Below are 21,863 nucleotides of genomic sequence, written 5' to 3'. Positions count from 1 at the left end.
CGACGATGAGGACGGACAGGAAGACGCCGACGATGGTGCCGCGGCCGCCGAAGATGGACACGCCGCCGAAGAGGACGATGGCGACGACGTTGAGTTCGAGTCCGGTACCGGCGCTGTAGCTGACCGACGCGTTCTGCAGGGTGAGCAGGATTCCCGCGAACGCGCTCAGTACTCCGCTGGCCACGAACAGCCAGAACTTGATCCGGTTGACGCGGATCCCGGCGAACTGGGCGGCCTCGGGCTGCAGCCCGATGGCCACCATGCTGCGGCCGAGTGGGGTGGCGTGCAAGATCACCCCGAAGATCACCGCCAGGACGAGGAAGAAGAGCATCGACCAGGAGAACTGCGTCCCGGGGATCGAGTTGGCCCCGATGTTGGTGAGCGTCTCGGGGAACTGACGATCGCCGATCCCTGGGATGGTCTGTGATCCGAGCAGCACCTCGGCCAGGCCGCGGAACAGCGTCAACGTGCCGATCGTGACGGCGATCGACGGCAGTCCGAAGCGGGCGACGAGGAGCCCGTTGAGCGCTCCCCCGACGAGGCCGACGACGAGCGCAGCCAGGAAGCACGGCCAGATGCTCCACCCGTGGTGCCAGAGGTAGCCCACCGTCGCTCCGGCCAGGCCGAGCATCGAGGCCACCGACAGATCGATCTCGCCGGTCATGACCACGAAGGTCACCGGCAGTGCCATGATCGCCAGGTAGCCGGTGTTGATGCCGAAGTAGAAGATCGTGCTGGGGTCGGTGAAGGTCGGCGACTTGGCCGAGCCGAAGATGAGCACGCCGACGAGCACGACGACCAGGCCGGTCTCCCAGCGGGCGGCCTCCCGCCACAGGGGTAGCTTGCCGTTGCCGGCAGGCACGGGGCTCTGTGGCTTCGTCGTCGGGACGGCGAGGTCAGAGCTCACGGTGGGCTCCCTCGGCCGATTGCAGGGTCTTCGTCACGCGCAGGGAGAGCCACCGGTCGAAGGCGATCGCGGCGAGCAGCAACGCGCCGGCGACGGCCTGGTTCCAGAACGCCGAGATCCGCGACGCGACCAGCGCCTGGTTGATGGTGTTGAGCAGCAGGGCGCCCAGAGCGGCGCCGACGACCGTCCCACTGCCGCCGAAGATGGCCACCCCGCCGACCACGACAGCGGCGACGACGCTGAGTTCGTAGCCCTGACCGCCACTGTTGTCGATCTGGGTGTGCAGGGCGAGGAACAACGCGCCGCCGAGGCCGGCGAGCGCCCCACTGATCAGGAACGCGGTGAACACCCGCCGCTCGATCGGGATGCCGGCGAGCGCGGCGGCGTCAGGGTTGGAGCCGATCGCGTACAGGTCGCGGCTGGCCCGGAACGAGCGCATCGCGTACCCGACCCCGGCGACGACGACGGCCACGATGATGGCCAGCCACGGAATGCCGAGGACGTCCTTGTACCCGACTGCGCTGAAGCCGCTCGGGATCGCCTCAGGGTCGATCCGGTCGCCGCTGACGATCACCCCGTCGATGCCGCGGATCACGTACAGCATCCCGAGGGTGACGACCAGGCTGGGGACACGCATCACCGTCACGATGAAGCCGTTCAGCGCGCCGGCGAGCACACCCACGAGCGTGCCGATCACGAAGCCGGACCAGACGGGGATGTGGTGGTACTTGAACAGGTCACCGACGATGTAGGCGGACAGCCCGAGCACCGAGCCGACCGAGAGGTCGACGTTGCGGGTGACGATCACCAGCGTCTCGCCGACCCCCAGCAGAGCGATCAGAGCGGCCCCGCTGAGCAACTGCTCGATGCTGCTGCTGTCGATGAAGTGCGAATTGTTCGCTGCCGTGACCAACACGACGACCACGATCAACAGCCCGATGCCCACCTCGCGCGCCCTGAGCAGCGTCATCACCACTGAGTCGCTTCCGCGACCCGATTCGGTGCGCTCACCGAGGGCTGTCATGCCGCGATCTCGACGTTCTGGCCGGTGGCCGCGCGCATGATCGACGTCTCGTCGGCCTCCGCGCGGCTCAGTTCGGCAGTGAGGCGTCCCTCGCGCAGGACGAGAACGCGGTCGGCCATGCCGAGAACCTCGGGGAGCTCGGACGAGATCATCAGGACGGCCATGCCGTCGGCGACCAGGCCGTCGAGGATGCGGTGCACCTCGGCCTTGGTGCCCACGTCGATGCCGCGGGTCGGCTCGTCGATGATCAGCAGACGTGGGTTGCGGGCCAGCCACTTGCCCAACACGACCTTCTGCTGGTTGCCGCCGGACAGCGTCGACACCGCATTGCGGAGTCGGCCGAACTTGAGCTGGAGCTTGCCGGCCCACGTGTCGGCGAGCCGCCGCTCGCTGGCGCGGAAGATGAGACCGCCGCGGGTCAGCTGACCGAGCGAGGCGAGCGCGACGTTCTGGTCGATGCCGAGGTCCATGACCAAGCCCTGCTGGCGCCGGTCCTCGGGGACGAGCGCCATCCCGGCCGCCATCGCGGCTCGGGGATCGCCGTTGCGCAGCGTGCGCCCACCGATGCGGACCGTGCCCGAGGTGCGCTTGTCGATGCCGAAGATCGCGCGGGCCACCTCGGAGCGCCCGGCGCCGACGAGCCCCGCGAGAGCGACGATCTCGCCGGCCCGCACGGTGAACGAGATGTTGGAGAAGACGCCCTCGCTGTTGAGTTCGGCGACCTCGAGCACGACGTCACCGGGCGTTGTCGCGGTCTTCGGGAACAGCGCCTCGAGGTCACGTCCGACCATCGACCGGATGATGTCGTCGATGGTCAACTCCTCGACCGGAGCGGTCCGGACGAAGCGGCCGTCGCGCATGATCGTCACGCGCTGGCAACAGGCGAAGACCTCTTCGAGCCGATGAGAGATGAAGAGCACCGCCGACCCCTGCGCCCGCAAGGTCTTGATGACCTCGAACAGGCGCAGCACCTCGACAGTGGTCAACGCCGCCGTCGGCTCGTCCATGACGAACACCCGGGCGTTGAACGAGAGGGCCTTGGCTATCTCGACGATCTGCTGGTCGGCGACGGACAGGCCGCGGGCCGGACGGGACGGGTCGAGCTCCACGCCGAGGCGGGCGAAGATGACGCGGGCCTCGCGTTCCATGGCACGCCGGTCGATGCGCCGACCCGCACCGCGCGGTTGGCGGCCCATGAAGATGTTCTCGGCGACGGTGAGGTCGGGAAACAGTGACGGCTCCTGGTAGATGATCGACACCCCCGCAGCCTGGGCGTCGGCCGGTCCGCCGAAATCGGCCCGCTCACCGTCGATGGCCAGGGTGCCGGCGTCGGCGGCGTAGACCCCGCCGAGAATCTTGACAAGCGTCGACTTGCCGGCGCCGTTCTCGCCGAGCAGCGCGTGCACCTCGCCCGGATACAGCGTGATCGAGCCGTCGCCGAGCGCGACGACGGGGCCGAAGCTCTTCGTTGCTCCGTCGAGGACGAGCCGGGGCGGGACCTCGGTCATGCCGAACTTCAGCTCCTCGCCGCTCGAGTGAATGAAACCTTTCACTTCCTGTTGCCGGAAAGGTAATCTCGCTCCCGTCTCGCCGTCAAGAGCAAGTTTCCGAGTCGTTACGGGGATTTTGCCGATGATCTCGACCCCGGTGCCCGGTCGACGAGGGCGGCATGCTCCGTGAGATCGCGCGCCCGGCCGCTATATTCGCCGAAACGTTTTAACGAGTTCGGACAGGGAGCCGCGTGAGCGAGTCGGTGAGCGTGGTCGACGTCGCCGCTCGTGCCGGCGTCTCGCTGGGCACCGTCTCCAACGTCCTCAACCGACCCGACCGGGTCGCGCCGGCCACCCGCGACCGCGTCATGCAGGCGATCCGCGAACTCGGCTTCGTCCGCAACGAAGCCGCTCGACAGCTCCGCGCCGGGCGCAGCCGAACGATCGGCCTCGTGGTGCTCGACGTCGGCAACCCGTTCTTCACCGACCTCGCCCGGGGCGTCGAGACCACCGCCGGCAAGTCCGGTCTCTCGGTCGTGCTGTGCAACAGCAACGAGGACGACGCCCGTGAGCGGCACTACCTGAGCCTGCTGCAGGAGCAGCGGGCGTTCGGGATCCTGATCACGCCGGTGGGCCGGCAGACGGCGGCGATCGACGCCGTGCGCCGGGCGGGGACGCCGGTGGTGCTCGTCGACCGCGGGTCCAACCGGCGCCAGTGCTCGGTCTCGGTCAACGACCGCGTCGGCGGTGAGCTGGCCGTCGCGCATCTCCTGGGCCTCGGACACAAGCGCATCGGTTTCGTCGGTGGGCCGCTCACGCTGAACCAGGTGAGCGAGCGACTCGCGGGGGCGCGGGCGGCGATGCAGGCGGCCGGCCGGCCGGAGGACGCGCTCGTCGTGATCGAGACGCCGCGCCTGGACGTGGCCTCGGGACGCTCGACCGGTGCGGAGCTCGAAGCGCTCCCGGCGCGCCGCCGGCCGACCGCCGTGTTCTGCGCGAACGACCTCCTCGCGCTGGGCCTGCTCCAGGACACGACGCGCCGCCAGAAGTCGGTCCCCGGCGACCTCGCCATCGTCGGTTACGACGACATCGAGTTCGCCGCGGCCGCGGCGGTGCCCCTGACCTCCGTCCGCCAACCCCGGGCCCAGCTCGGGCAGGCGGCCATGGAGCTGCTGCTCGAAGAGGTGTCCGACCCGGACGGCCACCAGCACCGTCAGGTCGTCTTCGAGCCCGAACTCGTGGTGCGAGAATCGACGATCTCATGAAGATCGCGCTGTTCGCCACCTGCCTGGTCGACGGGTTGTTCCCCGACGTCGGCAAGGCGACCGTCCGGCTGTTGAACCGGCTCGGGCACGACGTCGACTTTCCGGTGCAGCAGACATGTTGCGGTCAGATGCACGTCAACACCGGTTATCAGGCGGCCGCCGTCCCGCTGGTCCGCAATCACGTCGCCGCCTTCGCCGGCTACGACGCTGTGGTGGCACCCAGCGGGTCGTGTGTGGGGGCGATCCGGCATCAGCACGCCGACATCGCCGAGCAGGCCGGCGATGCGGACCTCGCCGCGTCCGCCGCAGAGCTCGCGTCCCGCACCTACGAGTTGTCGGAGTTCCTCGTCGACGTGCTCGGCGTGACCGACGTCGGCGCCTACTTCCCGCACCGGGTGACCTACCACCCCACCTGCCACTCGCTGCGGATGCTGCGGGTCGGCGACCGGCCCCACCGGCTCCTGCAGGCCGTCCGCGGGCTCGATCTGGTCGAGTTGCCTGAAGCCGAATCGTGCTGCGGCTTCGGCGGCACGTTCGCGCTGAAGAACGCCGACGTCTCGGCGGCGATGCTCGAGGACAAGCTGCGCAACGTGCTGGGTACCGGCGCGACTGTCTGCTCGGCAGGTGACTCGTCCTGCCTCATGCACATCAACGGCGGGCTGACCCGGCTGCAGGCCGGGACGCGGACGCTGCACCTGGCCGAGATCCTCGCGTCGACCGAAGACGTTCCGGCATGACGTTCTTGGGCATGCCGGCCGCGGCCGCGTCTAGCCAGCTGAGTGACGGCGTCGCCTTCCCCGACGCTGCCCGCGTCGCCCTCGACAATGCGCAGCTGCGGCGCAACCTCGGCAACGCGACCGCGACCATCCGGGCCAAGCGGGCGGCGGTGGTGGGCGAGGTTCCCGACTGGCAGCAGTTGCGGGCGGCCGGCGCGGCCATCAAGGACGACGTGCTGGCCCACCTCGATCGCTATCTCGTCCAGCTCGAGGAACGCGTCACGGCCCGCGGCGGGACGGTCCACTGGGCCCGTGACGCCGACGAGGCCAACGCGATCGTGACCCGGCTCGTGCAGGCGACCGGCGAGACGGAGGTCGTCAAGGTCAAGTCGATGGCCACGCAGGAGATCGGGCTGAACGAGGCGCTCGAGGCGGCCGGCATCACGGCGACCGAGACCGACCTCGCCGAGCTCATCGTCCAGCTCGGCCACGACAAACCCAGCCACATCCTCGTCCCGGCGATCCACCGCAACCGCAGCGAGATCCGCGACATCTTCCTGACCGAGATGCCCGGGGTCGATCCCGCGCTGACCGACAACCCGCCGGTGCTGGCCGAGGCGGCCCGCGCCCACCTGCGGTCGAAGTTCCTCGCCGCCAAGGTGGCGATCAGCGGCGCCAACTTCGCCGTCGCCGACACCGGCACGCTCGGCGTCGTCGAGTCCGAGGGCAACGGGCGGATGTGCCTGACCCTGCCCCGCACCCTCATCACCGTGATGGGCATCGAGAAGCTCGTCCCCACGTGGACCGATCTCGAGGTGTTCCTGCAGCTGCTGCCCCGCTCGTCCACCGGCGAGCGGATGAACCCGTACACCTCCATGTGGACGGGCGCGACCGAGGGGCAGGCCTTCCACCTCGTCCTGCTCGACAACGGCCGCACCGCCACCCTCGCCGATCCCCGCGGGCGCAGCGCCCTGCGCTGCATCCGCTGCTCCGCGTGCCTCAACGTGTGCCCGGTGTACGAACGCACCGGTGGGCACGCATACGGATCGGTGTATCCCGGTCCGATCGGTGCGGTGCTGTCGCCGCAGATGACCGGCGTGAAGGACAATTTGACGTTGCCGTTCGCGTCCACGCTGTGCGGTGCCTGCTACGACGTCTGCCCCGTGGCGATCGACATCCCGACGATGCTCGTGCACCTGCGGTCCCGAGTGACCGACGCCAAGGGCCGCACCCCGGAGCGGGCCGCGATGCTCACCGCGGCGTGGACGATGCGCTCGCCGAAACGGTGGACGCGCGCGCTGCGGGCCGCACGGCTCGGCCGCTTGCTACGCGGGCGCCGGCGTCTGCCGCCGCCGCTGTCGCGCTGGACGGCGTCGCGCGACCTGCCCGTGCCCCCGAAACAGACGCTGCGCGATTGGGATCGCGATGGACGCCCGTAGCGAGATCCTCGACCGGATCCACACCGCGCTGGCCGACCGGCCGGCGCCGGCTCCCGTCGAGCGCAGCTACCGCCCCGCGCTCGGGATCGGCGACCTGGAACTGTTCGTCGAGCGGGTGGTCGACTACCGGGCGACGGTCTACCGCGCCGCGCCGGACACGGTCGGTACCGTCATCGATGCCGCGCTGGCCGACCGCCGCATCACCCGCGTCGTCGTGCCGGACGGCTTCCCCGCCGCCGATCGGCCGGGTGTCGAGCTGATCGGGGAACCGGTCGACGTCGCCACGCTGGACGCAATCAGTGCGGTGATCACCACCTGCCGGGTTGCCATCGCCGACACGGGCACGATCGTCCTCGACGCGGGGCCGGGCATGGGGGCCCGCGCGCTGACCCTCGTCCCCGACTACCACCTGGTCGTCGTCCGGGCCGACCAGGTCCGGGCGATCGTGCCCGACGCGATCGCCGAGCTCGACCCCGTCCGTCCCCTCACCTGGATCAGCGGGCCGAGCGCGACGAGCGACATCGAACTGCAACGGGTCGAGGGGGTGCACGGTCCGCGCACGCTCGACGTCGTGGTCGTCGAGCTGTGAAGGTCGCGGATGCGCGTCGTCCCGCGCATGTCGCCGGGCGCCCGCGCCTGGCGCCGCCTACCCTCGGCGGGTGCGATATCGCGGGATGTCGGGGGCGCTGGCTGCGCTGCTGCTGACCGGCGCCCTCGCACCGGCGGCGACCGCCGTCCCGACGCCGTCAACGGCTCCGACGACGCACGCCGTCCCGCCGTCGGCCCCTACGCCAACCGACAGTGGCAACTCCCCCGCCGCGCCGGACCCGCACCCCGGTCGCGGCGGCATCGGGCCGGACGGGAAGCCGGTGGGTGGTGCCGCACTGCTCGGCCGCCGCCTCGTCCTACCGCGTGGCATGTCGCGTCCCCCCGCCGCGGTAACCGCCCGCGCGTGGATCGTCGTCGACCTCGACGACGGCCGGGTGCTGGCGGCACGTGACCCGCACGGCCGCTACCAGCCGGCCAGCATCCAGAAGTTGCTGACGACCATCACCCTGCTGCCGTTGCTGCCCGGCACCCGGCGGGTGGTCGTCAGCCGTAGGGCCGCCGACACCGAGGGGTCGCACGCCGGCCTGGTCCCCGGTGGCACCTACACCGTCGACCAGCTGTTCCGCGGCCTGCTGCTGGTCTCAGGCAACGACGCCGCGGAGGCGCTGGCCGAGGCGGCCGGCGGACGGGCCAAGACCGTCGCGTTGATGAACGCCTCCGCGCAGCGCCTCGGTGGCTACGACACCTACGTACAGACGCCGTCCGGATTGGACGGGTGGCAACAACTCACCAGCGCCTACGACATGGCTCTGGTGTTGCGCGCCGCGTTGGCCCAACCGCGGTTCCTCGCTTACGACCGCGCGCTGCGGGCGACCCTGCCGGCCCAGCCGGTCAACGGCTTCGGGCCCGTCGAGCTCGACAACCAGAACGCCTACTTCCTGACCAAGGTCAAGGGTGCGCTCGTGGCCAAGACCGGCTTCACCGACGCCGCTCAACACACCTTCGTCGGCGCACTGCAGCGTGGCGGCCACCGCTACGGCGTTGTGCTGCTGCGGGCGCAGCGGTGGCCGGAGGACCAGTGGCAGCAGGCGACGAAGCTCGTCGCGTGGGCAGCGGCGTTCCCGGCCGGCACCGCACCGGTCGGCACCCTGAACACCCCGCGCCCGGTCCCGGTCGGTGACACGAACTCGGCCAAGACCACCTTCCGGCACGCTCTGGGCGGCGCGGGGGCCGCGGGTACGGGCGGCTCGTCCACGCTGCAACTACTCGGAGTGATCGCCTTGCTCGCGATCGCCGTCGCTTTCAGCTGGCGCTACGTGCGCCTTCGCTGACCTGGGCTCAGGACGGCCGCTTCGGCCGCCACCGTCCGCGCGTTGCGGTCAACGTCGCGGCCGCGCCGGCAACCGCGCCCACCCCGACGAGAGTGACCCCGACAGTCGCGGGCGTGAGCGCCGAACCGGGACCGGGGGCCGTAGGGTCCGGCTCGTCCGGGTCGTCCGGGTCGTCCGGGTCGTCCGGCTCGACCGTCGCCGCGCCGTGCTCGGCCGTGAGCGTCGCCGTCCACGCACAGGCAAAGAGCATGAAGCGGGCCACGAGCTGGATCCAGATGAGCACGGCGATGATCCCGGCGAACGGACCGGCCGTCGGGCTGTTCGCGGTGTGCGCGATCGTGTACGTCCCGACGATCTTCAGGACCTCGAAGCCGACGGACGCCAGCAGCGCGCCCTTGACCGCGATCCGCTGCGGCATCTCGATCTGCGGCAGCCGGACCAGCAGCCACCAGAAGATGACGACGTCGCCGATCACGGCGATGGCGATGACGACCACCTTGAGCAGCGCGTGCGAGCCGGGTACGCCGTCGAGCGCGAGTGCCTTCACGATCTGATCGGTCAGCGACGTCCCGATCACCGTGAGGCCGAGTGAGACGACGATGCCCAGGCCGAGCCCGGCGAGCACGAACAGGTTCGCGATCCGCGCCTTGAGGAAATTGACCCGCGCCGGCGGACGTCCCCACACGCCGTCGATGGCGCCGCGCAGGTTGTTGATCCACCCGAGACCGGCGAGCAGGACACCGACGAGCCCGACGATGCCGACACCCTGCCGGCTCTTGATCGCCTTCTGCACCGCCTCGGTGATTGTCGTGCCCAGGCTCCCAGGGACCGCCTTGGCGATGCGGGCGAAGAAATCCTGCTCCAAGCCGGGATGTGAGTGCAGGAAGAAGCCGGTGACGGACGCGGCCAGCAGGACCAGCGGGAAGAGCGCCAGGAAGCTGAAGTAGGTGATCGCGGCGGCGTACTCGTTGCCGTGGTTGCGGGTGAGCAGAGCCCAGGCCGACACCACGTGGCGCAGCCCGGCATGCCGCTCCTTGAGCGCCGCCCACCGGGCGGCGGCCCGGGCCCGAAGCCGGGCCACCCGTGTCATGGCGAAGGACTACCCGTCCGCCGCCGCAACCGCACTTCCGAGCGGGAACTCGGTGCGCCACGTCCACAGGCCGTCGCCTCCGCGCGAGAACAGCACGAAGCGCTCGACCCGGAACCGGGCCACGAAGCCCGCGAGCCCCTCATAGGCGTCGTCGAGCCCCGCGTCCCCGATGTCCTGGGCGACCGTGACGTGCGGGTGGTACGGGAAGTCGAGCTCGCGCTCCAGCGGTCCGCTACGGACGTCGCGTTCGAGCAGCTCGCAGTCCGACACCCCGGTCGCGACCTGGATGAACACGACCGGTGACGTGGGACGGAAGGTGCCGGTCCCCGCCAGATGCATGACGAACGGCTGGTGGGCTGCGGCCGCGCCGGCGAGGTGCTTCTCCACCGCGTCCATCGAATCGGCCGGTACCGGGGTCGGCGGCAGAAGGGTGACGTGCGGGAACACGAGCTCGGCGGCTGGGTCGCCGACCTGCCGGCGCCAGTTCGTCAGGACGGTGGCGTGCGGCTGCGGGATGGCGATGGCGACGCCGAGCAGCACCTCGTCGACCGGCGCCTCGGACACGGGCAGGTCGGTCATCGGCGGCCGAGCGGCGGTACGAAGCCGACCCGCTCGTAGACATCGGTGACCGTGGCCGCCGCGACCGGCTGGGCCTGTTCGGCGCCGCGCGCGAGGATCCGGTCGATCTCGGCCGGGTCGGCCATGAGCTCAGCCACGCGACTGTTGAACGGCTCGGCGAAGGCCACCACCGCATCGGCGACCGCGTTCTTCAACGCGCCGTACCCCTGGCCGGAGAACTCGGCCTCGAGCGCCGGGACGGACCTGTCGGTGACCGCGGCGAGGATCGCGAGCAGGTTGGAGACACCCGGCTTCGTCGCCGGGTCGTAGCGGATCTCGGTCTCGGTGTCGGTGACCGCACGCTTGATCTTCTTGGCCAGCGCCGACGGGTCGTCGAGCAGGTTCAGCGTTCCGGCCTCGGGCAGGGACTTGCTCATCTTGGCCGACGGGTCCTGCAGATCGAGGATCTTGGCCGCCTCCTTGGTGATGTACACGTCGGGCACCACGAACGTCTCGCCGTAGCGCGCGTTGAACCGCTGCGCGAGATTGCGGGTCAGCTCCACGTGCTGACGCTGGTCCTCACCGACCGGTACATGGTTCGCCTGGTAGATGAGGATGTCGGCCGCCTGCAGCGTCGGATAGGTCAGCAGCCCGAGGCTCACTGCCGCCCCGCGGGCCATCTTGTCCTTGAACTGCGTCATCCGCTGCGCCTCGCCGTATCCGGTCAGGCACTCGAGCACCCAGGACAGCTGGGTGTGGCCGCCGACGTGGCTCTGCAGGAAGATCGCGCTGCGCTCCGGGTTGACGCCGGCCGCGATCAGCTGGGCGGCCGCGCTGCGGCTGCGGTACGTCAGGTCGGCCGGCAGGGGGGGTTCGAGCGTGAGCGAGTGCAGATCGGCGAGGAAGTAGAAGACCTCGTGGGTCTCCTGCAGCGCCACCCACTGCCGCAGCGCACCGATGTAGTTGCCGAGATGGAACGAGGCGGACGTCGGCTGGATCCCCGACAGCGCGCGGGGCAAGGAGGTCGAAGCCATGATGTCGTCGATTCTTCCACCACCGGGCCGACGGAATTCGTCCCGGTCAGTTGGCCTCGGTCGACTCGGCCGCGGCCACCGGCGGGGGGATCCGAACCCGCGCCGCCCGCCGGCCCTCGATCACCTCGACAGTGAAGCGGGTCCCTTCGTACTCGACCTCGTCGCCGCCCTTCGGCAGCCGGCCCAGCTCGGCCATCACGAATCCGCCGAGTGTCGCGTACGGGCCGTCCGGGAGGGTGACGCCGCAAATGTCGGCGACCTCGTCGAGGTTGAGCTTGCCGTCGACCTCGACCTCGCCGCCGGCCAGCCGCTGGGCCTCGGTGACCTCCGCGTCGTACTCGTCGCGGATGTCGCCGATGACCTCTTCGATGAGGTCCTCCAGGGTGACGATTCCGTCGGTGCCGCCGTACTCGTCGACCACGATCGCCATGTGGTGGCCCTCGCGGCGCATCTCCGACAGCGCGTTGAGGACGTGCTTGCTGCCCGGCATCGCCTTCACCTCGCGGGTCACGCTGGCCACCGTGCGGTCGCGGTCGTGCCGGATGGTCGGGACCAGCAGGTCGCGGATGTGGACGAACCCGAGCACGTCGTCCTGGTCGCGTCCGACGACGGGGTAACGCGAGTGCGGGGAGTCGCCGGCCACCTTGGCGGCCCGGCTCACCGTCATCGACGCGTCGAGGAACGTGACGTCCGTCCGCGGAACCATCACCTCGCCGATCGATCGCTCGCCGGCGGAGAAAACGTCGTCGATGAGGCGGCGCTCGTCGTTGGTGAGCGACTCGTGCGCGGCGACCAGCCCGCGCAATTCCTCTTCACTGATCGGCTCGCGCCGGGCGCCAGGGTCCCCGCCGAGGAGGCGCACCACCACGTCGGTCGACTTGGACAGAAGCCAGATCACCGGGCGGAAGAACGTCGCCAACCGGCTCAGTGGCGGCGCGAAGAAGGTCGCCGCCTGTTCGGCCCGCTGCAGCCCGAGCCGCTTGGGCGCCAGTTCGCCGAGCACCAGCGTGACGAAGGAGATGATCAGCGTGACACCGATGACGCCGGTCGCGGCGGCGAGCCCATGCCCCCAACCGTGCCGGATCAAGTACTTCTTCGCCTCGTCGGACAGCGTGATCGCGCCGAAGGCGCTGGACAGCAGTGCCGTCGACGTGACGCCGATCTGCACAGCGGCGAGGAAGCGGTTCGGGTCGCCGACGAGCTTGGCGACCGCAGCGCCGCGGCGGCTGCTCTCGGCCAGGCCGCGCACCTGGCTCTCGCGGAGGGACACGAGCGCGATCTCGGCGGCGACGAACACGCCCTCGATGACGATCAGGAGCAGGACGATGCCGATGTTCAGCAACGTGGCACCGGGCACGGTAGGAGTCTACGGACGCGCGGGCGACGGCCGGCGCATCTGCGCCAGCGCGGCTGTGGCCCCCGCCGCTCGGACGATCGCCTGAGCCGTCCGGCGAAGCGTCAGGCGGTCGCGGCGTGCACGCGGCGACGGGTGACCGCCGCCCGGGGGGCCGACTCGATCGGCGCGATGCTCGCCGCAGGCGCGCTGCCGCGCAGCAGGATCTTGGCGACGAACTGCGGGTCGTCGGTCATCGGCACGTGGCCGACGCCGCGCATCAAGATGTGCTCGGCCAGCGGGAACATCTGCTTGGCGACCTCAGCCTGCCAGGGCGGAAGGACCAGGTCGCGGGCGGCCCAGGCGATGGTCACCGGCACGTCGAGGGCGATCTGCCGGTCGAACGGCTCGGCCGCGTTCAGCAGTTCGCGCAGCGCCGGTCGCGCGTACATGAACCCGCGCACGTCGCCGAGGGCCTGATCGGGCGAGACCCGCGCGGGGTGGGCGGTGAGGATGCCGTACATGACCTTGCGGCCGCCGCGGGTGTGCGCGAGCAGCTGGGCGCGGCTGCCCAGCTTCTGGCTCAGCGTGCAGGCCCGCAGGAAGATCTGCTTCGTGTAGGCGAACTCGGCGTTCGTGCGCCAGAACCCGGCCGGTGAGAGTGCGGTGACGCTGCGGGCATCGCCTTCGGCACCGGCAACCAGCGCGACGAGACCGCCCAGGGAGTTACCGGCGATGTGCGGGCGGTCGAGCTGCTGGTCGGTCAAGAACTGCTTGAAGTGATCGCGCAGGACGTCGGCGACCGGGCGGCCCTCCGTCACCAAGGGCGGCGACTGTCCGTGCCCGGGCAGGTCGACCAGGATCACTTCGCGTTGCTCGGCCAGCTGGTCGAGAACGGGATACCAGGCCTGCCGCCGATGAGTGACGCCATGGACGAGGACCAACGGATCGCCCGAACCGTGCCGCTCGAACGCGAGCATCGTTGCCTCCTCGCCGCGCGCCCGGCGGGAGCGCCTTGCCAACCAGTGACGTGTTTCGTCACCGACCGGTTATCCGGACGTTACCCAGGTGGCGTCCGGAAACCTCGTGACCTGGCTCACAGAATGACACACTGTCACAGCTACGTCGACTCGACGCGCCGAGGACGGCGCGCCGCAATGCCCTACCACGTAAGGCCATCCGCGCGTCCGCCATACCAGCAGGTACGGGCGACGGCGTTGGCGCCCGCGCCGGCTGTATTAAGTCAATGTGAAGTAGGCGGCCGAGCGGTCAACGGATGACGGCGTCCAGCACAGCGTTGAGGGTCGGGCTCGGCCGCATGGCGTCGGCGGCCAACGCCGCGTCGGGACGGTAGTAACCGCCGATGTCCACCGACGCGCCTTGGACGGCGTTCAACTCGGCCACGATCGTCGCCTCGTCGCGGCCCAGAGCGTCGGCGACGGGGCGGAACGTGGCGGCCAGCTCGGCGTCGTCGGTCTGGCCGGCGAGTTCCTGCGCCCAGTACAGCGCGAGGTAGAAGTGGCTGCCGCGGTTGTCGAGCTCGCCGACGCGCCGGGAGGGCGAGCGGTTCTCCTCGAGGAACGTGCCGGTCGCCCGGTCGAGCGCCGTCGCCAGCACCTTCGCCTTCGGGTTACCGGTCTTGTCGGCCAGCATCTCGAGCGAGACGGCCAGCGCCAGGAACTCCCCGAGCGAGTCCCACCGCAGGTGGTTCTCCTTGACGAACTGCTGGACGTGCTTCGGCGCCGAACCACCGGCGCCCGTCTCGAACAGACCGCCGCCGCTCATGAGCGGGACGATGGACAGCATCTTGGCGCTCGTGCCCAGCTCGAGGATCGGGAACAAGTCGGTGAGATAGTCGCGCAGCACGTTGCCGGTCACCGAGATCGTGTCCTGGCCGGCGCGGGCGCGTTCGAGGGTGAACCGGGTCGCCGCGGCAACGTCCATGACCTCGAGCTGCAGTCCGTCGGTGTCGAGCCTCGCCAGGGCGGGGCGCACCTTCTTGAGCAGCTCGGCGTCGTGGGCCCGCTTCTCGTCCAGCCAGAACACCGCAGGTGCGCCGGTCGCCCGCGCCCGGTCGACGGCGAGTTCCACCCAGTTCTGGATCGCAGCGTCCTTCGTCTGGCACATCCGCCAAATGTCGCCGGCCGCGACGGGTTGCTCGAGCAAGGTCTTCCCCGCCGCGTCCACGACACGGACGGTGCCGGCGGAGGCGATCTCGAAGGTCTTGTCGTGCGAGCCGTACTCCTCGGCCTTCTGCGCCATCAGGCCGACGTTCGGGGTGGTGCCCATCGTCGCCGGGTCGAAGGCGCCGTGCTGTCGGCAGTGGTCGACGGTCTCGGCGTAGAGGGGGGCGTACGACGAGTCGGGAATGACGAACTTGGTGTCCTGCTGCTTGCCGCCGGCGTTCCACATCTGGCCTGACGACCGGATCGCGGCCGGCATGGAGGCGTCGACGATGACATCACTCGGCACGTGCAGGTTGGTGATCCCGCGATCGGAGTCGACCATCGCGATGGCCGGGCCGGCCGCCAGAGCGGCGGCGACCGCCTCGCGCGCTTCGGGGTGCGCGCTGAGCAGGCTGCCGAGACCGTCGTTGGGGCTGACGTCCGGGTACTGCTCGTAGATGTCGCCGACGACGGCGGTCACGGCGTGGCCGAAGATGATCGGGTCGGACACCTTCATCATCGTGGCCTTGAGGTGCACCGAGAAGAGGACGCCCTGGTCCTTCGCTTCGGCCACCTGCGCCGCGAGGAACGCATCGAGCGCGGCCCGGCGCATCACCGACGCGTCCAGCACCTCGCCGGACTTCACCGGCGTCTTCTCCTTCAGCACGGTCACCTGGCCGTCGTCGGCCACGTGCTCGATGCGGACGGAGCCGGCCGCGTCGACCGTCACAGACTTCTCGGTCGACCGGAAGTCGCCGTCGGTCATCGTCGACACGTGCGACTTCGAGTCCGGCGACCAGGCACCCATCGAGTGCGGGTGCTTCTGGGCGTACGCCTTCACCGACGCCGGCGCGCGGCGGTCGGAGTTGCCCTCGCGCAGGACGGGGTTGACGGCCGAGCCCATCACCTTGCCGTAGCGGGCTCGGACATCGCGCTGCTCGTCGGTGGTCGGCTTCTCCGGGTAGTCAGGCAGGTCGTAGCCCTGGTCGCGCAGCTCGGCGACGGCCGCCTTGAGCTGCGGCACCGAGGCGCTGATGTTGGGCAGCTTGACGATGTTGGCCTCGGGCGTGGTGGCCAGCTCGCCCAGCTCGGCGAGCGCATCGGCCACCTGCTGCTCGGGACGGAGGCGGTCGGGGAACTGGGCGAGGATCCGCCCGGCGAGGGAGATGTCGCGCAGCTCCACCTCGACCCCGGCCGGTGCCGCGAACGCCTCGATGATCGGCAGCAGGGACTGCGTCGCGAGAGCAGGCGCCTCGTCGGTGTGCGTGTAGATGATCTTCATGGCCCGTCCTTCGCTAAGTTCTCTTGACATCAAGATACCTGCTGCGCGAATCGCCCTGTCCCCGGGCCCTAGTCTGCTGAGCATGACCGATTTGCGCACCCCCACGGCCGTGGACGCCCTCGCCGAGCGCTACCTCGACCAGGCGGTGGCCCTCAACCCGATCGACGCCACGAACCTCGGCATCCCCGGCTACGACGCCGAGCTGCCGGCCTACGACCCGGAGTGGCGCGCGGAGGTCTCCCAGCTGCGGCAACGCACGCTGGCCGAGCTCGACTGGGCCGAGCCCGCCGACGCCAACGACCGCATCACGGTCGCCGCCCTACGCGAGGACCTCGCGGTCGCCGAGCAGCTGCGCGAGCTCGGCGCGGATCTGTCGGAGCTGCGCAACATCGCCTCGCCGCTGCAGAACATCCGCGACGTCTTCGACCTCATGCCCACCGCCACCGCCGAGCACTGGGCGACGATCGCGCAGCGGCTCGCCGCGGTGCCGGCCGCCATCGACGGCTACACGGCGTCCCTGCGGGCCGCCGCCGCCGACGGGCACGTGTCCGCGCGCCGGCAGGTCGCGGCCGCGGTCAGGCAGTGCGCGGACAGCGTCGCTCCGGACGGCTTCTTCCCGCGGCTGGCCGGCGAGGCCGCCACCGACGACGGGGCGGCGCTGCCCGCGTCCGTCCGCGCCGACCTCGAGCGCGGGTCAGGGCTCGCAGTCGCGGCCTACGAACAGCTCGCGGACTTCCTGAGTGGTGAGCTGGCCGGGCAGGCGCCGGAGCCGGACGCCGTCGGGCGCGAGCGCTACGCGCTGTGCTCGCGCGCGTTCCTCGGCTCGCAGGTCGATCTCGAGGAGACCTACGAGTGGGGCCAGCAGGAGCTCGCCCGGATCGGGGCCCTCATGGCCGAGACGGCGCAGCGCATCCAGCCAGGTGCCTCCGTCGACGAGGCCTTCGCCGCGCTGGACGCCGACCCCACCCGCCTGCTGTCCGGCACCGACGCGCTGAAGAAGTGGATGCAGGCGAAGTCGGACGAGGCGATCGCCGCACTGGCCGACACCCATTTCGACATCCCCGAGCCGATCCGCCGGCTCGAGTGCCGCATCGCGCCGAGCCACGACGGCGTCATCTACTACACCGGTCCGAGCGAGGACCTCGTGACGCGCCCCGGGCGCATGTGGTGGTCGGTGCCGGCGGGCGTCACCGAGTTCGGGACGTGGCGCGAGCTGACCACCGTGTACCACGAGGGGGTGCCCGGCCATCACCTCCAGGTGGCGCAGACCGCGTACCGCAGCGCGATCCTGAACCGCTGGCGGCGGCTCGCTTCGTGGTCGAGCGGGCACGGCGAGGGGTGGGCGCTGTACTCGGAGCGGCTCATGGCCGACCTCGGCTTCCTCGACGACCCGGCCGACTTCCTCGGCATGCTCGACGCTCAGTCGATGCGGGCCGCGCGGGTGGTGCTGGACATCGGCATCCACTGCGGCTTCCCGGCACCGGCCGAGGTCGGCGGCGGCGAGTGGACCTACGAGAAGGCCTGGCAGTTCCTTGGGGCCCACGCCAACCTGGCCGAGGGGTTCCTGCGCTTCGAGCTCGACCGCTACCTCGGCTGGCCGGGGCAGGCGCCCGCGTACAAGGTCGGCGAGCGGATGTGGCTGCAGCTGCGCGAGGACGCCCGGGCCAAGGCGGGCGACGCGTTCGACCTCAAGGCCTTCCACCGCCGGGCGCTCGACATCGGCTCGGTCGGGCTGGACGTGCTGCGCGCGGCCGTGCTCGACGAGATCTGACGGGTCGTCCGTCCGCCGTTCGCGGCGAATGAGAACGTGTTCTAGTCTTCGGTCATGCGCCCTCTGCTCGTGTTCGACGGCGACGACGCGAGCGAGGTGACTGCGCGCGAGCGCGGCGGCGAGCTCGTGCTTGACGCGGCGGCCGTGCTCGCCGCCACCGGCCGCGCGTCGATGCCCAGCCGCGGGCAGGACCCGTTCGGTGCCGACTTCGCCGAACTGTGGGAGGAGTGGAGCCCGCCGGACGTCCCGGCTACGTCCCGACCAGCACCGCCTGATCGGCCCGGTACCGCGGGTGGCGCCCGTCCTTACGCTGACGGCGTGCTGATTCATCCGTGGGACGCCGGTAGTTCCGAGGACGAGTGGATGGACTTCATCCGCCGCCAGCAGTTCGGCCAGCTGATCGCCGGCGGGCGCGGCCGCGACATCCCGGTCATCGTCCCGACTCAGTTCAGCCTGGTCTCGGCGGCCGAGGTGGTCCTGCACCTCGCCCGCCCCAACCCGATCTGGGCGGCGATCGAGGAGAACCCGGCCGTCGTCCTGAGCGTGGCCGGTGACTGGGCCTACGTCCCGGCGGCGTGGAAGGCGGTGGGCGACGAGGACCCACGCATGGGCATCCCGACCACCTACTACGCCGGCGTCCAGCTGGTGGCCGACGCCACGGTGCTCGACGGCGCCGAGGACAAGGCCGCGATCCTGCGCACCCAGCTGGGCGACAACGAGCCGGGCAGCGACGTCGCCGACCCGGTCGAGCACGGGCGGCGGCTCAACACCATCCGCGGGCTGCGGCTGTCCGTCCGCGAGGTGCGCGCCAAGTTCAAGTACGGCGGAAACGCCGACGACGAGCACCGCGCCAAGGTCGCCGGCGAACTCGAGCACCGCGGCGCTCCCGGGGATGCGGCGGCGCTCGCCCAACTTCGCCAGCGGACCCCGCTCACCTGAGCGATCTTGTGCAGACACGTGGGCCACCGCCCACGTGTCTGCACAAGATCAGCGCGTCACGCGTGCAGCTTGGCCACCTCGCGCTCCACCATCGCCTCGTGCTCCTGCTCCTCCTGCCGGGCCCGGCGCGGGCTCCAGAACCCGGCGAGCAGGAAGATCACGCGTTGAACGTCCAGTTCCAGTTGCCGAGCGCGTTGGCCTTGGACTGGGAGAACCCGAAGATCGTCTGGAAGTAGACCGGGAAGAAGCCGACCGCCAGGTAGTAGATGATCAGGGAGACGCTGATCGCGAAGGCCGAGCCGATGATGTCCGGCTTGAGCATCTGGCGGAACGCGTGATGGGTGCTCGACTCGATGTCGAGTCCCTTGGCGCGCGGCGCGGCGAGTGCTGGCCACCTCGGCCGCGCTCTTCTACCGGGCGTGGGCGGTGCCCCGGTGCCGCGCACGTCGGCGTGGGTCCGCGCCTACGTCATGGGACACCTGGTGAACCCCGAACTGGCCCAGGTCGTGCGCCGCGAATACCTGCACCTGTCACCCGACCGCTACCTGCAGATAGTCCGGCGGCGGCGGGCATTGCGGTCCGAGCTCAGCGAACTGCTCCGGACCGGCGCCGGCGCGAAGGCGTTCGACCTGATCGGGGGCGCCGACGCGGCGACCCGCGTCGCCGTGATGGTGCTCGACATGTGCAGCCGCACGAGCGAGTGGTACGACCCGCGCCGTAACGTCTCACCTGCGCGACTGGCCGATCACTACGTCACCGCCGCCCTGAGGCTGGCCGGCGCCCAGCCTGCAGCAGAGGCGCGGCGGATCAGATGAGACCGAGGGACGTGACCGCGTCCCGCTCCTCGGTGAGCTCGGCGACCGACGCGTCGATCTTCTCCCGCGAGAAGTCGTTGATGTCGACGCCCTGGATGATCTCCCACTCGCCGTCCACCGCCCGGCACGGGAACGAGCTGATCAGCCCTTCGGGAACGCCGTACGAGCCGTCGGACACGATGGACGACGACGTCCACTCGGTGCCGTTCACCCAGTCGTAGACGTGGTCGATGGCGGCGTTGGCCGCCGAGGCCGCCGACGACGCGCCACGTGCCTCGATGATGGCGGCACCCCGCTTGGCAACGGTCGGGATGAACGTCTCTTTGAACCACTTCTCGTCGACCTGGTCGGCGGCGCTGCGCCCGTTGACCTGCGCGGTGTAGAGATCCGGGTACTGGGTGGCGGAGTGGTTGCCCCAGATCGTCATCTTCTCGATCGCCGTCACCGGCACCTCGAGTTTGCCGGCGAGCTGCGAAAGTGCCCGGTTGTGGTCGAGGCGGGTCATGGCGGTGAACCGGCCGGCCGGGATGTCGGGCGCGTTCTTCTGCGCGATCAGCGCGTTCGTGTTGGCCGGATTGCCGACCACCAACACCTTGACGTCACTTGCCGCGTGGTCGTTGAGGCCCTTGCCCTGCGGGCCGAATATGCCGCCGTTGGCCTCGAGCAGGTCACCGCGCTCCATCCCCGCCGCGCGCGGACGGGCGCCGACCAGCAGGGCGACATTGGTGCCGTCGAAGGCGGTCTTGAGGTCATCGGTGATGTCGATGCCCGACAGCAGCGGGAAGGCGCAGTCGTCGAGCTCCATCGCGGTGCCCTCGGCGGCCTTGAGCGCGGGCGCGATCTCCAGCAGCCGAAGTCGCACGGGCACGTCCGGGCCGAGCAGGTGGCCGGAGGCGATACGGAACAGCAGGGCGTAGCCGATCTGGCCGGCGGCGCCGGTGACGGTGACGGTGACGGGAGCCATGCTGTGCAGGCTAGGCCACCCCCGGCTCAGCCGTGCAGCCGGATGTCGACGACGAGCATCACGCCACCGAGGGCCAAGTAGGCGACGGTGTCCACCCACCGCCCGCGCACCGCGAGCATGCCCGCGCGAGGGGTGGGCAACGTCGCGCGGAGGACGCCGGCGAGCAGCACGGCCACCGCGACGACGCCCGACCCCCGACCCCAACGTCCGGGTTCGAAGATCAGGTAGACGAACGCCGTGCCGGCGACGAGCAGCACGACGAGGAAGGGGAGCTGTTCCTCGATCCAGCGCAGCGCCCGGCCGAGCACGTCATGCCCTGGCCGGCTGCGCAGCGGCCGCGCCGCGCTCGGCGGCCTCGACCACGTTGCGCAGCAGCATGGCCCGGGTCATCGGTCCCACGCCGCCGGGGTTCGGGCTGAGGTACCCCGCGACCTCGACGACGTCCGGCGCGACATCGCCGGCGATCTTGCCGTCGACCCGGCTGACGCCCGCGTCCAGCACGGCCGCGCCCGGCTTGACCATGTCGGCGGTGATCAGCGACGGGGAGCCGGCCGCCGCCACGACGATGTCGGCCTGCCGCACTTGTTCGGAGAGGTCACGGGTGCCCGTGTGGCAGACCGTCACCGTGGCGTTCTCGCTGCGACGCGTGAGCATGAGCGCCAGCGGCCGACCGACGGTGATGCCCCGACCGACCACCACCACGTGGGCGCCGGCGATCGGCACGTCGTAGCGGCGCAGCAGTTCGATGATCCCCGTCGGCGTGCACGGCAACGGCGCCGGCTTGCCCAGCACCAGCCAACCGAGGTTGGTCGGGTGCAGGCCGTCGACGTCCTTCGCCGGGTCGACCGCGGCGAGGATGGCGAACTCGTTGAGGCCCGTCGGTTGCTGCACGAGGAATGCCGTACACGCCGGATCGGCGTTGAGCTCGGCGACGACCGCTTCGACTTCTTCCTGGGTGGCCGTCGCGGGTAGATCCCGGCGGATGCTCGTCACCCCGATCGCGGCACAGTCCTTGTGCTTGGCGTTGACGTACCACCGGCTGGCCGGGTCGTCGCCGACGAGGACGGTGCCGAGGCCGGGACGGATCCCCCGCGCGGCCAGCGCCGACACCCGCTCGGTCAGCTCCGCCTTGATCGCTGTCAGCGTGGCGGTTCCGTCGAGCGTCGTGGCTGTCACGTGGCCACATCCTGC

General features: G+C 70.5%; 21 protein-coding genes. 8 read left to right on the top strand and 13 right to left on the bottom strand.

Annotated features, from left to right (window positions below; genetic code table 11):
* From ABR571_RS07805 to ABR571_RS07795, 3 genes are all read right to left on the bottom strand, one after another.
* Window positions 1–907: ABC transporter permease (locus tag ABR571_RS07805; RefSeq protein WP_409452626.1), on the bottom strand; the 907-nt coding region annotated here is incomplete at its 3' end.
* A complete protein-coding gene (locus ABR571_RS07800; protein WP_409452625.1) occupies window positions 897–1,931 on the bottom strand; it encodes an ABC transporter permease in 1,035 nt (344 codons plus the stop codon). The genes ABR571_RS07805 and ABR571_RS07800, both read right to left, overlap by 11 nt.
* Window positions 1,928–3,484 (bottom strand): sugar ABC transporter ATP-binding protein, encoded by a 1,557-nt coding sequence (locus tag ABR571_RS07795; protein ID WP_409452624.1) that lies wholly within the window; start codon window positions 3,482–3,484, stop codon window positions 1,928–1,930. The genes ABR571_RS07800 and ABR571_RS07795 overlap by 4 nt, the downstream gene beginning before the upstream one ends.
* Before the next feature lie 188 nt (window positions 3,485–3,672).
* On the opposite strand from ABR571_RS07795, the gene ABR571_RS07790 reads away from it, so the two are divergent.
* From ABR571_RS07790 to ABR571_RS07770, 5 genes are all read left to right on the top strand, one after another.
* The gene (locus ABR571_RS07790) at window positions 3,673–4,686 is read left to right on the top strand and encodes a LacI family DNA-binding transcriptional regulator (RefSeq protein ID WP_409452623.1); all 1,014 of its coding nucleotides are present in this window, start codon (window positions 3,673–3,675) and stop codon (window positions 4,684–4,686) included.
* Entirely contained in the window at window positions 4,683–5,423 is a 741-nt protein-coding gene (locus ABR571_RS07785) for a (Fe-S)-binding protein (RefSeq protein ID WP_409452622.1), read from the top strand. The genes ABR571_RS07790 and ABR571_RS07785 overlap by 4 nt, the downstream gene beginning before the upstream one ends.
* Window positions 5,420–6,841, top strand: a complete 1,422-nt coding sequence (locus ABR571_RS07780) for a LutB/LldF family L-lactate oxidation iron-sulfur protein (RefSeq protein WP_409452621.1) — start codon at window positions 5,420–5,422, stop codon at window positions 6,839–6,841. The genes ABR571_RS07785 and ABR571_RS07780 overlap by 4 nt, the downstream gene beginning before the upstream one ends.
* Entirely contained in the window at window positions 6,828–7,430 is a 603-nt protein-coding gene (locus ABR571_RS07775) for a lactate utilization protein C (protein ID WP_409452620.1), read from the top strand. Before ABR571_RS07780 ends, ABR571_RS07775 begins: the two co-directional genes overlap by 14 nt.
* Window positions 7,431–7,500: 70 nt before the next feature.
* Complete coding sequence (locus ABR571_RS07770) at window positions 7,501–8,721, top strand: D-alanyl-D-alanine carboxypeptidase family protein (RefSeq protein ID WP_409452619.1); 1,221 nt, start codon at window positions 7,501–7,503, stop codon at window positions 8,719–8,721.
* Window positions 8,722–8,728: 7 nt separating this feature from the next.
* Here ABR571_RS07770 and ABR571_RS07765 read toward each other — a convergent pair whose 3' ends face one another.
* The 6 genes from ABR571_RS07765 to ABR571_RS07740 all read right to left on the bottom strand — a co-directional run bounded on the left by ABR571_RS07765 (window position 8,729) and on the right by ABR571_RS07740 (window position 16,183).
* Window positions 8,729–9,811: a YhjD/YihY/BrkB family envelope integrity protein gene (locus ABR571_RS07765; RefSeq protein ID WP_409452618.1), complete on the bottom strand. Its 1,083-nt coding sequence runs from the start codon at window positions 9,809–9,811 to the stop codon at window positions 8,729–8,731.
* 9 nt (window positions 9,812–9,820) lie between these two features.
* Complete coding sequence (locus ABR571_RS07760; protein WP_409452617.1) at window positions 9,821–10,390, bottom strand: 2'-5' RNA ligase family protein; 570 nt, start codon at window positions 10,388–10,390, stop codon at window positions 9,821–9,823.
* A complete protein-coding gene (gene trpS / locus ABR571_RS07755; protein ID WP_409452616.1) occupies window positions 10,387–11,403 on the bottom strand; it encodes a tryptophan--tRNA ligase in 1,017 nt (338 codons plus the stop codon). Before trpS ends, ABR571_RS07760 begins: the two co-directional genes overlap by 4 nt.
* A 46-nt stretch (window positions 11,404–11,449) precedes the next feature.
* Entirely contained in the window at window positions 11,450–12,760 is a 1,311-nt protein-coding gene (locus tag ABR571_RS07750; RefSeq protein WP_409452615.1) for a hemolysin family protein, read from the bottom strand.
* Window positions 12,761–12,861: 101 nt separating this feature from the next.
* Window positions 12,862–13,716 (bottom strand): alpha/beta fold hydrolase, encoded by an 855-nt coding sequence (locus ABR571_RS07745; RefSeq protein WP_409452614.1) that lies wholly within the window; start codon window positions 13,714–13,716, stop codon window positions 12,862–12,864.
* Between the two features lie 289 nt (window positions 13,717–14,005).
* A complete protein-coding gene (locus ABR571_RS07740) occupies window positions 14,006–16,183 on the bottom strand; it encodes an NADP-dependent isocitrate dehydrogenase (RefSeq protein ID WP_409452613.1) in 2,178 nt (725 codons plus the stop codon).
* Between the two features lie 82 nt (window positions 16,184–16,265).
* Between ABR571_RS07740 and ABR571_RS07735 the strand changes: the two genes are divergently transcribed.
* A complete protein-coding gene (locus ABR571_RS07735) occupies window positions 16,266–17,954 on the top strand; it encodes a DUF885 domain-containing protein (protein ID WP_409452612.1) in 1,689 nt (562 codons plus the stop codon).
* 54 nt (window positions 17,955–18,008) lie between these two features.
* The gene (locus ABR571_RS07730; RefSeq protein WP_409452611.1) at window positions 18,009–18,893 is read left to right on the top strand and encodes an FMN-binding negative transcriptional regulator; all 885 of its coding nucleotides are present in this window, start codon (window positions 18,009–18,011) and stop codon (window positions 18,891–18,893) included.
* A 157-nt stretch (window positions 18,894–19,050) separates the two neighbouring features.
* Here the strand turns inward: ABR571_RS07730 and ABR571_RS07725 are convergent, their stop codons facing one another.
* Entirely contained in the window at window positions 19,051–19,338 is a 288-nt protein-coding gene (locus tag ABR571_RS07725; RefSeq protein ID WP_409452610.1) for a hypothetical protein, read from the bottom strand.
* Between ABR571_RS07725 and ABR571_RS07720 the strand changes: the two genes are divergently transcribed.
* Window positions 19,328–19,708, top strand: a complete 381-nt coding sequence (locus tag ABR571_RS07720) for a hypothetical protein (protein ID WP_409452609.1) — start codon at window positions 19,328–19,330, stop codon at window positions 19,706–19,708. The two genes, ABR571_RS07725 and ABR571_RS07720, sit on opposite strands and share 11 nt — an antisense overlap.
* Here ABR571_RS07720 and ABR571_RS07715 read toward each other — a convergent pair.
* The 3 genes from ABR571_RS07715 to ABR571_RS07705 are packed head-to-tail and all read right to left on the bottom strand — an operon-like array spanning window position 19,701 to window position 21,848.
* Window positions 19,701–20,672, bottom strand: a complete 972-nt coding sequence (locus ABR571_RS07715; protein ID WP_409452608.1) for a malate dehydrogenase — start codon at window positions 20,670–20,672, stop codon at window positions 19,701–19,703. The two genes, ABR571_RS07720 and ABR571_RS07715, sit on opposite strands and share 8 nt — an antisense overlap.
* Before the next feature lie 26 nt (window positions 20,673–20,698).
* On the bottom strand, window positions 20,699–20,980 hold the full coding sequence (locus ABR571_RS07710; protein WP_409452607.1) for a DUF3017 domain-containing protein: 282 nt from the start codon (window positions 20,978–20,980) through the stop codon (window positions 20,699–20,701).
* Window position 20,981: 1 nt separating this feature from the next.
* The gene (locus tag ABR571_RS07705; RefSeq protein ID WP_409452606.1) at window positions 20,982–21,848 is read right to left on the bottom strand and encodes a bifunctional methylenetetrahydrofolate dehydrogenase/methenyltetrahydrofolate cyclohydrolase; all 867 of its coding nucleotides are present in this window, start codon (window positions 21,846–21,848) and stop codon (window positions 20,982–20,984) included.
* Between the last annotated feature and the right edge of the window lie 15 nt (window positions 21,849–21,863).

Source organism: Jatrophihabitans sp. (assembly GCF_046262535.1).
In the GTDB taxonomy this organism is placed as follows: Bacteria; Actinomycetota; Actinomycetes; order Mycobacteriales; family Jatrophihabitantaceae; genus Jatrophihabitans.
The sequence above is the reverse complement of the archived record's forward strand: the minus strand, read 5'-3'. Positions and strand labels throughout refer to the sequence as shown.

Coding starts and splice junctions, on each gene's coding strand:
- ABR571_RS07740 (WP_409452613.1), bottom strand. CDS start 16,183: ATGAAGATCATCTACACGCACACCGACGAGGCGCCTGCTCTCGCGACG.
- ABR571_RS07800 (WP_409452625.1), bottom strand. CDS start 1,931: ATGACAGCCCTCGGTGAGCGCACCGAATCGGGTCGCGGAAGCGACTCA.
- ABR571_RS07715 (WP_409452608.1), bottom strand. CDS start 20,672: ATGGCTCCCGTCACCGTCACCGTCACCGGCGCCGCCGGCCAGATCGGC.
- ABR571_RS07765 (WP_409452618.1), bottom strand. CDS start 9,811: ATGACACGGGTGGCCCGGCTTCGGGCCCGGGCCGCCGCCCGGTGGGCG.
- ABR571_RS07745 (WP_409452614.1), bottom strand. CDS start 13,716: ATGCTCGCGTTCGAGCGGCACGGTTCGGGCGATCCGTTGGTCCTCGTC.
- trpS (WP_409452616.1), bottom strand. CDS start 11,403: ATGGCTTCGACCTCCTTGCCCCGCGCGCTGTCGGGGATCCAGCCGACG.
- ABR571_RS07785 (WP_409452622.1), top strand. CDS start 4,683: ATGAAGATCGCGCTGTTCGCCACCTGCCTGGTCGACGGGTTGTTCCCC.
- ABR571_RS07775 (WP_409452620.1), top strand. CDS start 6,828: ATGGACGCCCGTAGCGAGATCCTCGACCGGATCCACACCGCGCTGGCC.
- ABR571_RS07760 (WP_409452617.1), bottom strand. CDS start 10,390: ATGACCGACCTGCCCGTGTCCGAGGCGCCGGTCGACGAGGTGCTGCTC.
- ABR571_RS07735 (WP_409452612.1), top strand. CDS start 16,266: ATGACCGATTTGCGCACCCCCACGGCCGTGGACGCCCTCGCCGAGCGC.
- ABR571_RS07730 (WP_409452611.1), top strand. CDS start 18,009: ATGCGCCCTCTGCTCGTGTTCGACGGCGACGACGCGAGCGAGGTGACT.
- ABR571_RS07780 (WP_409452621.1), top strand. CDS start 5,420: ATGACGTTCTTGGGCATGCCGGCCGCGGCCGCGTCTAGCCAGCTGAGT.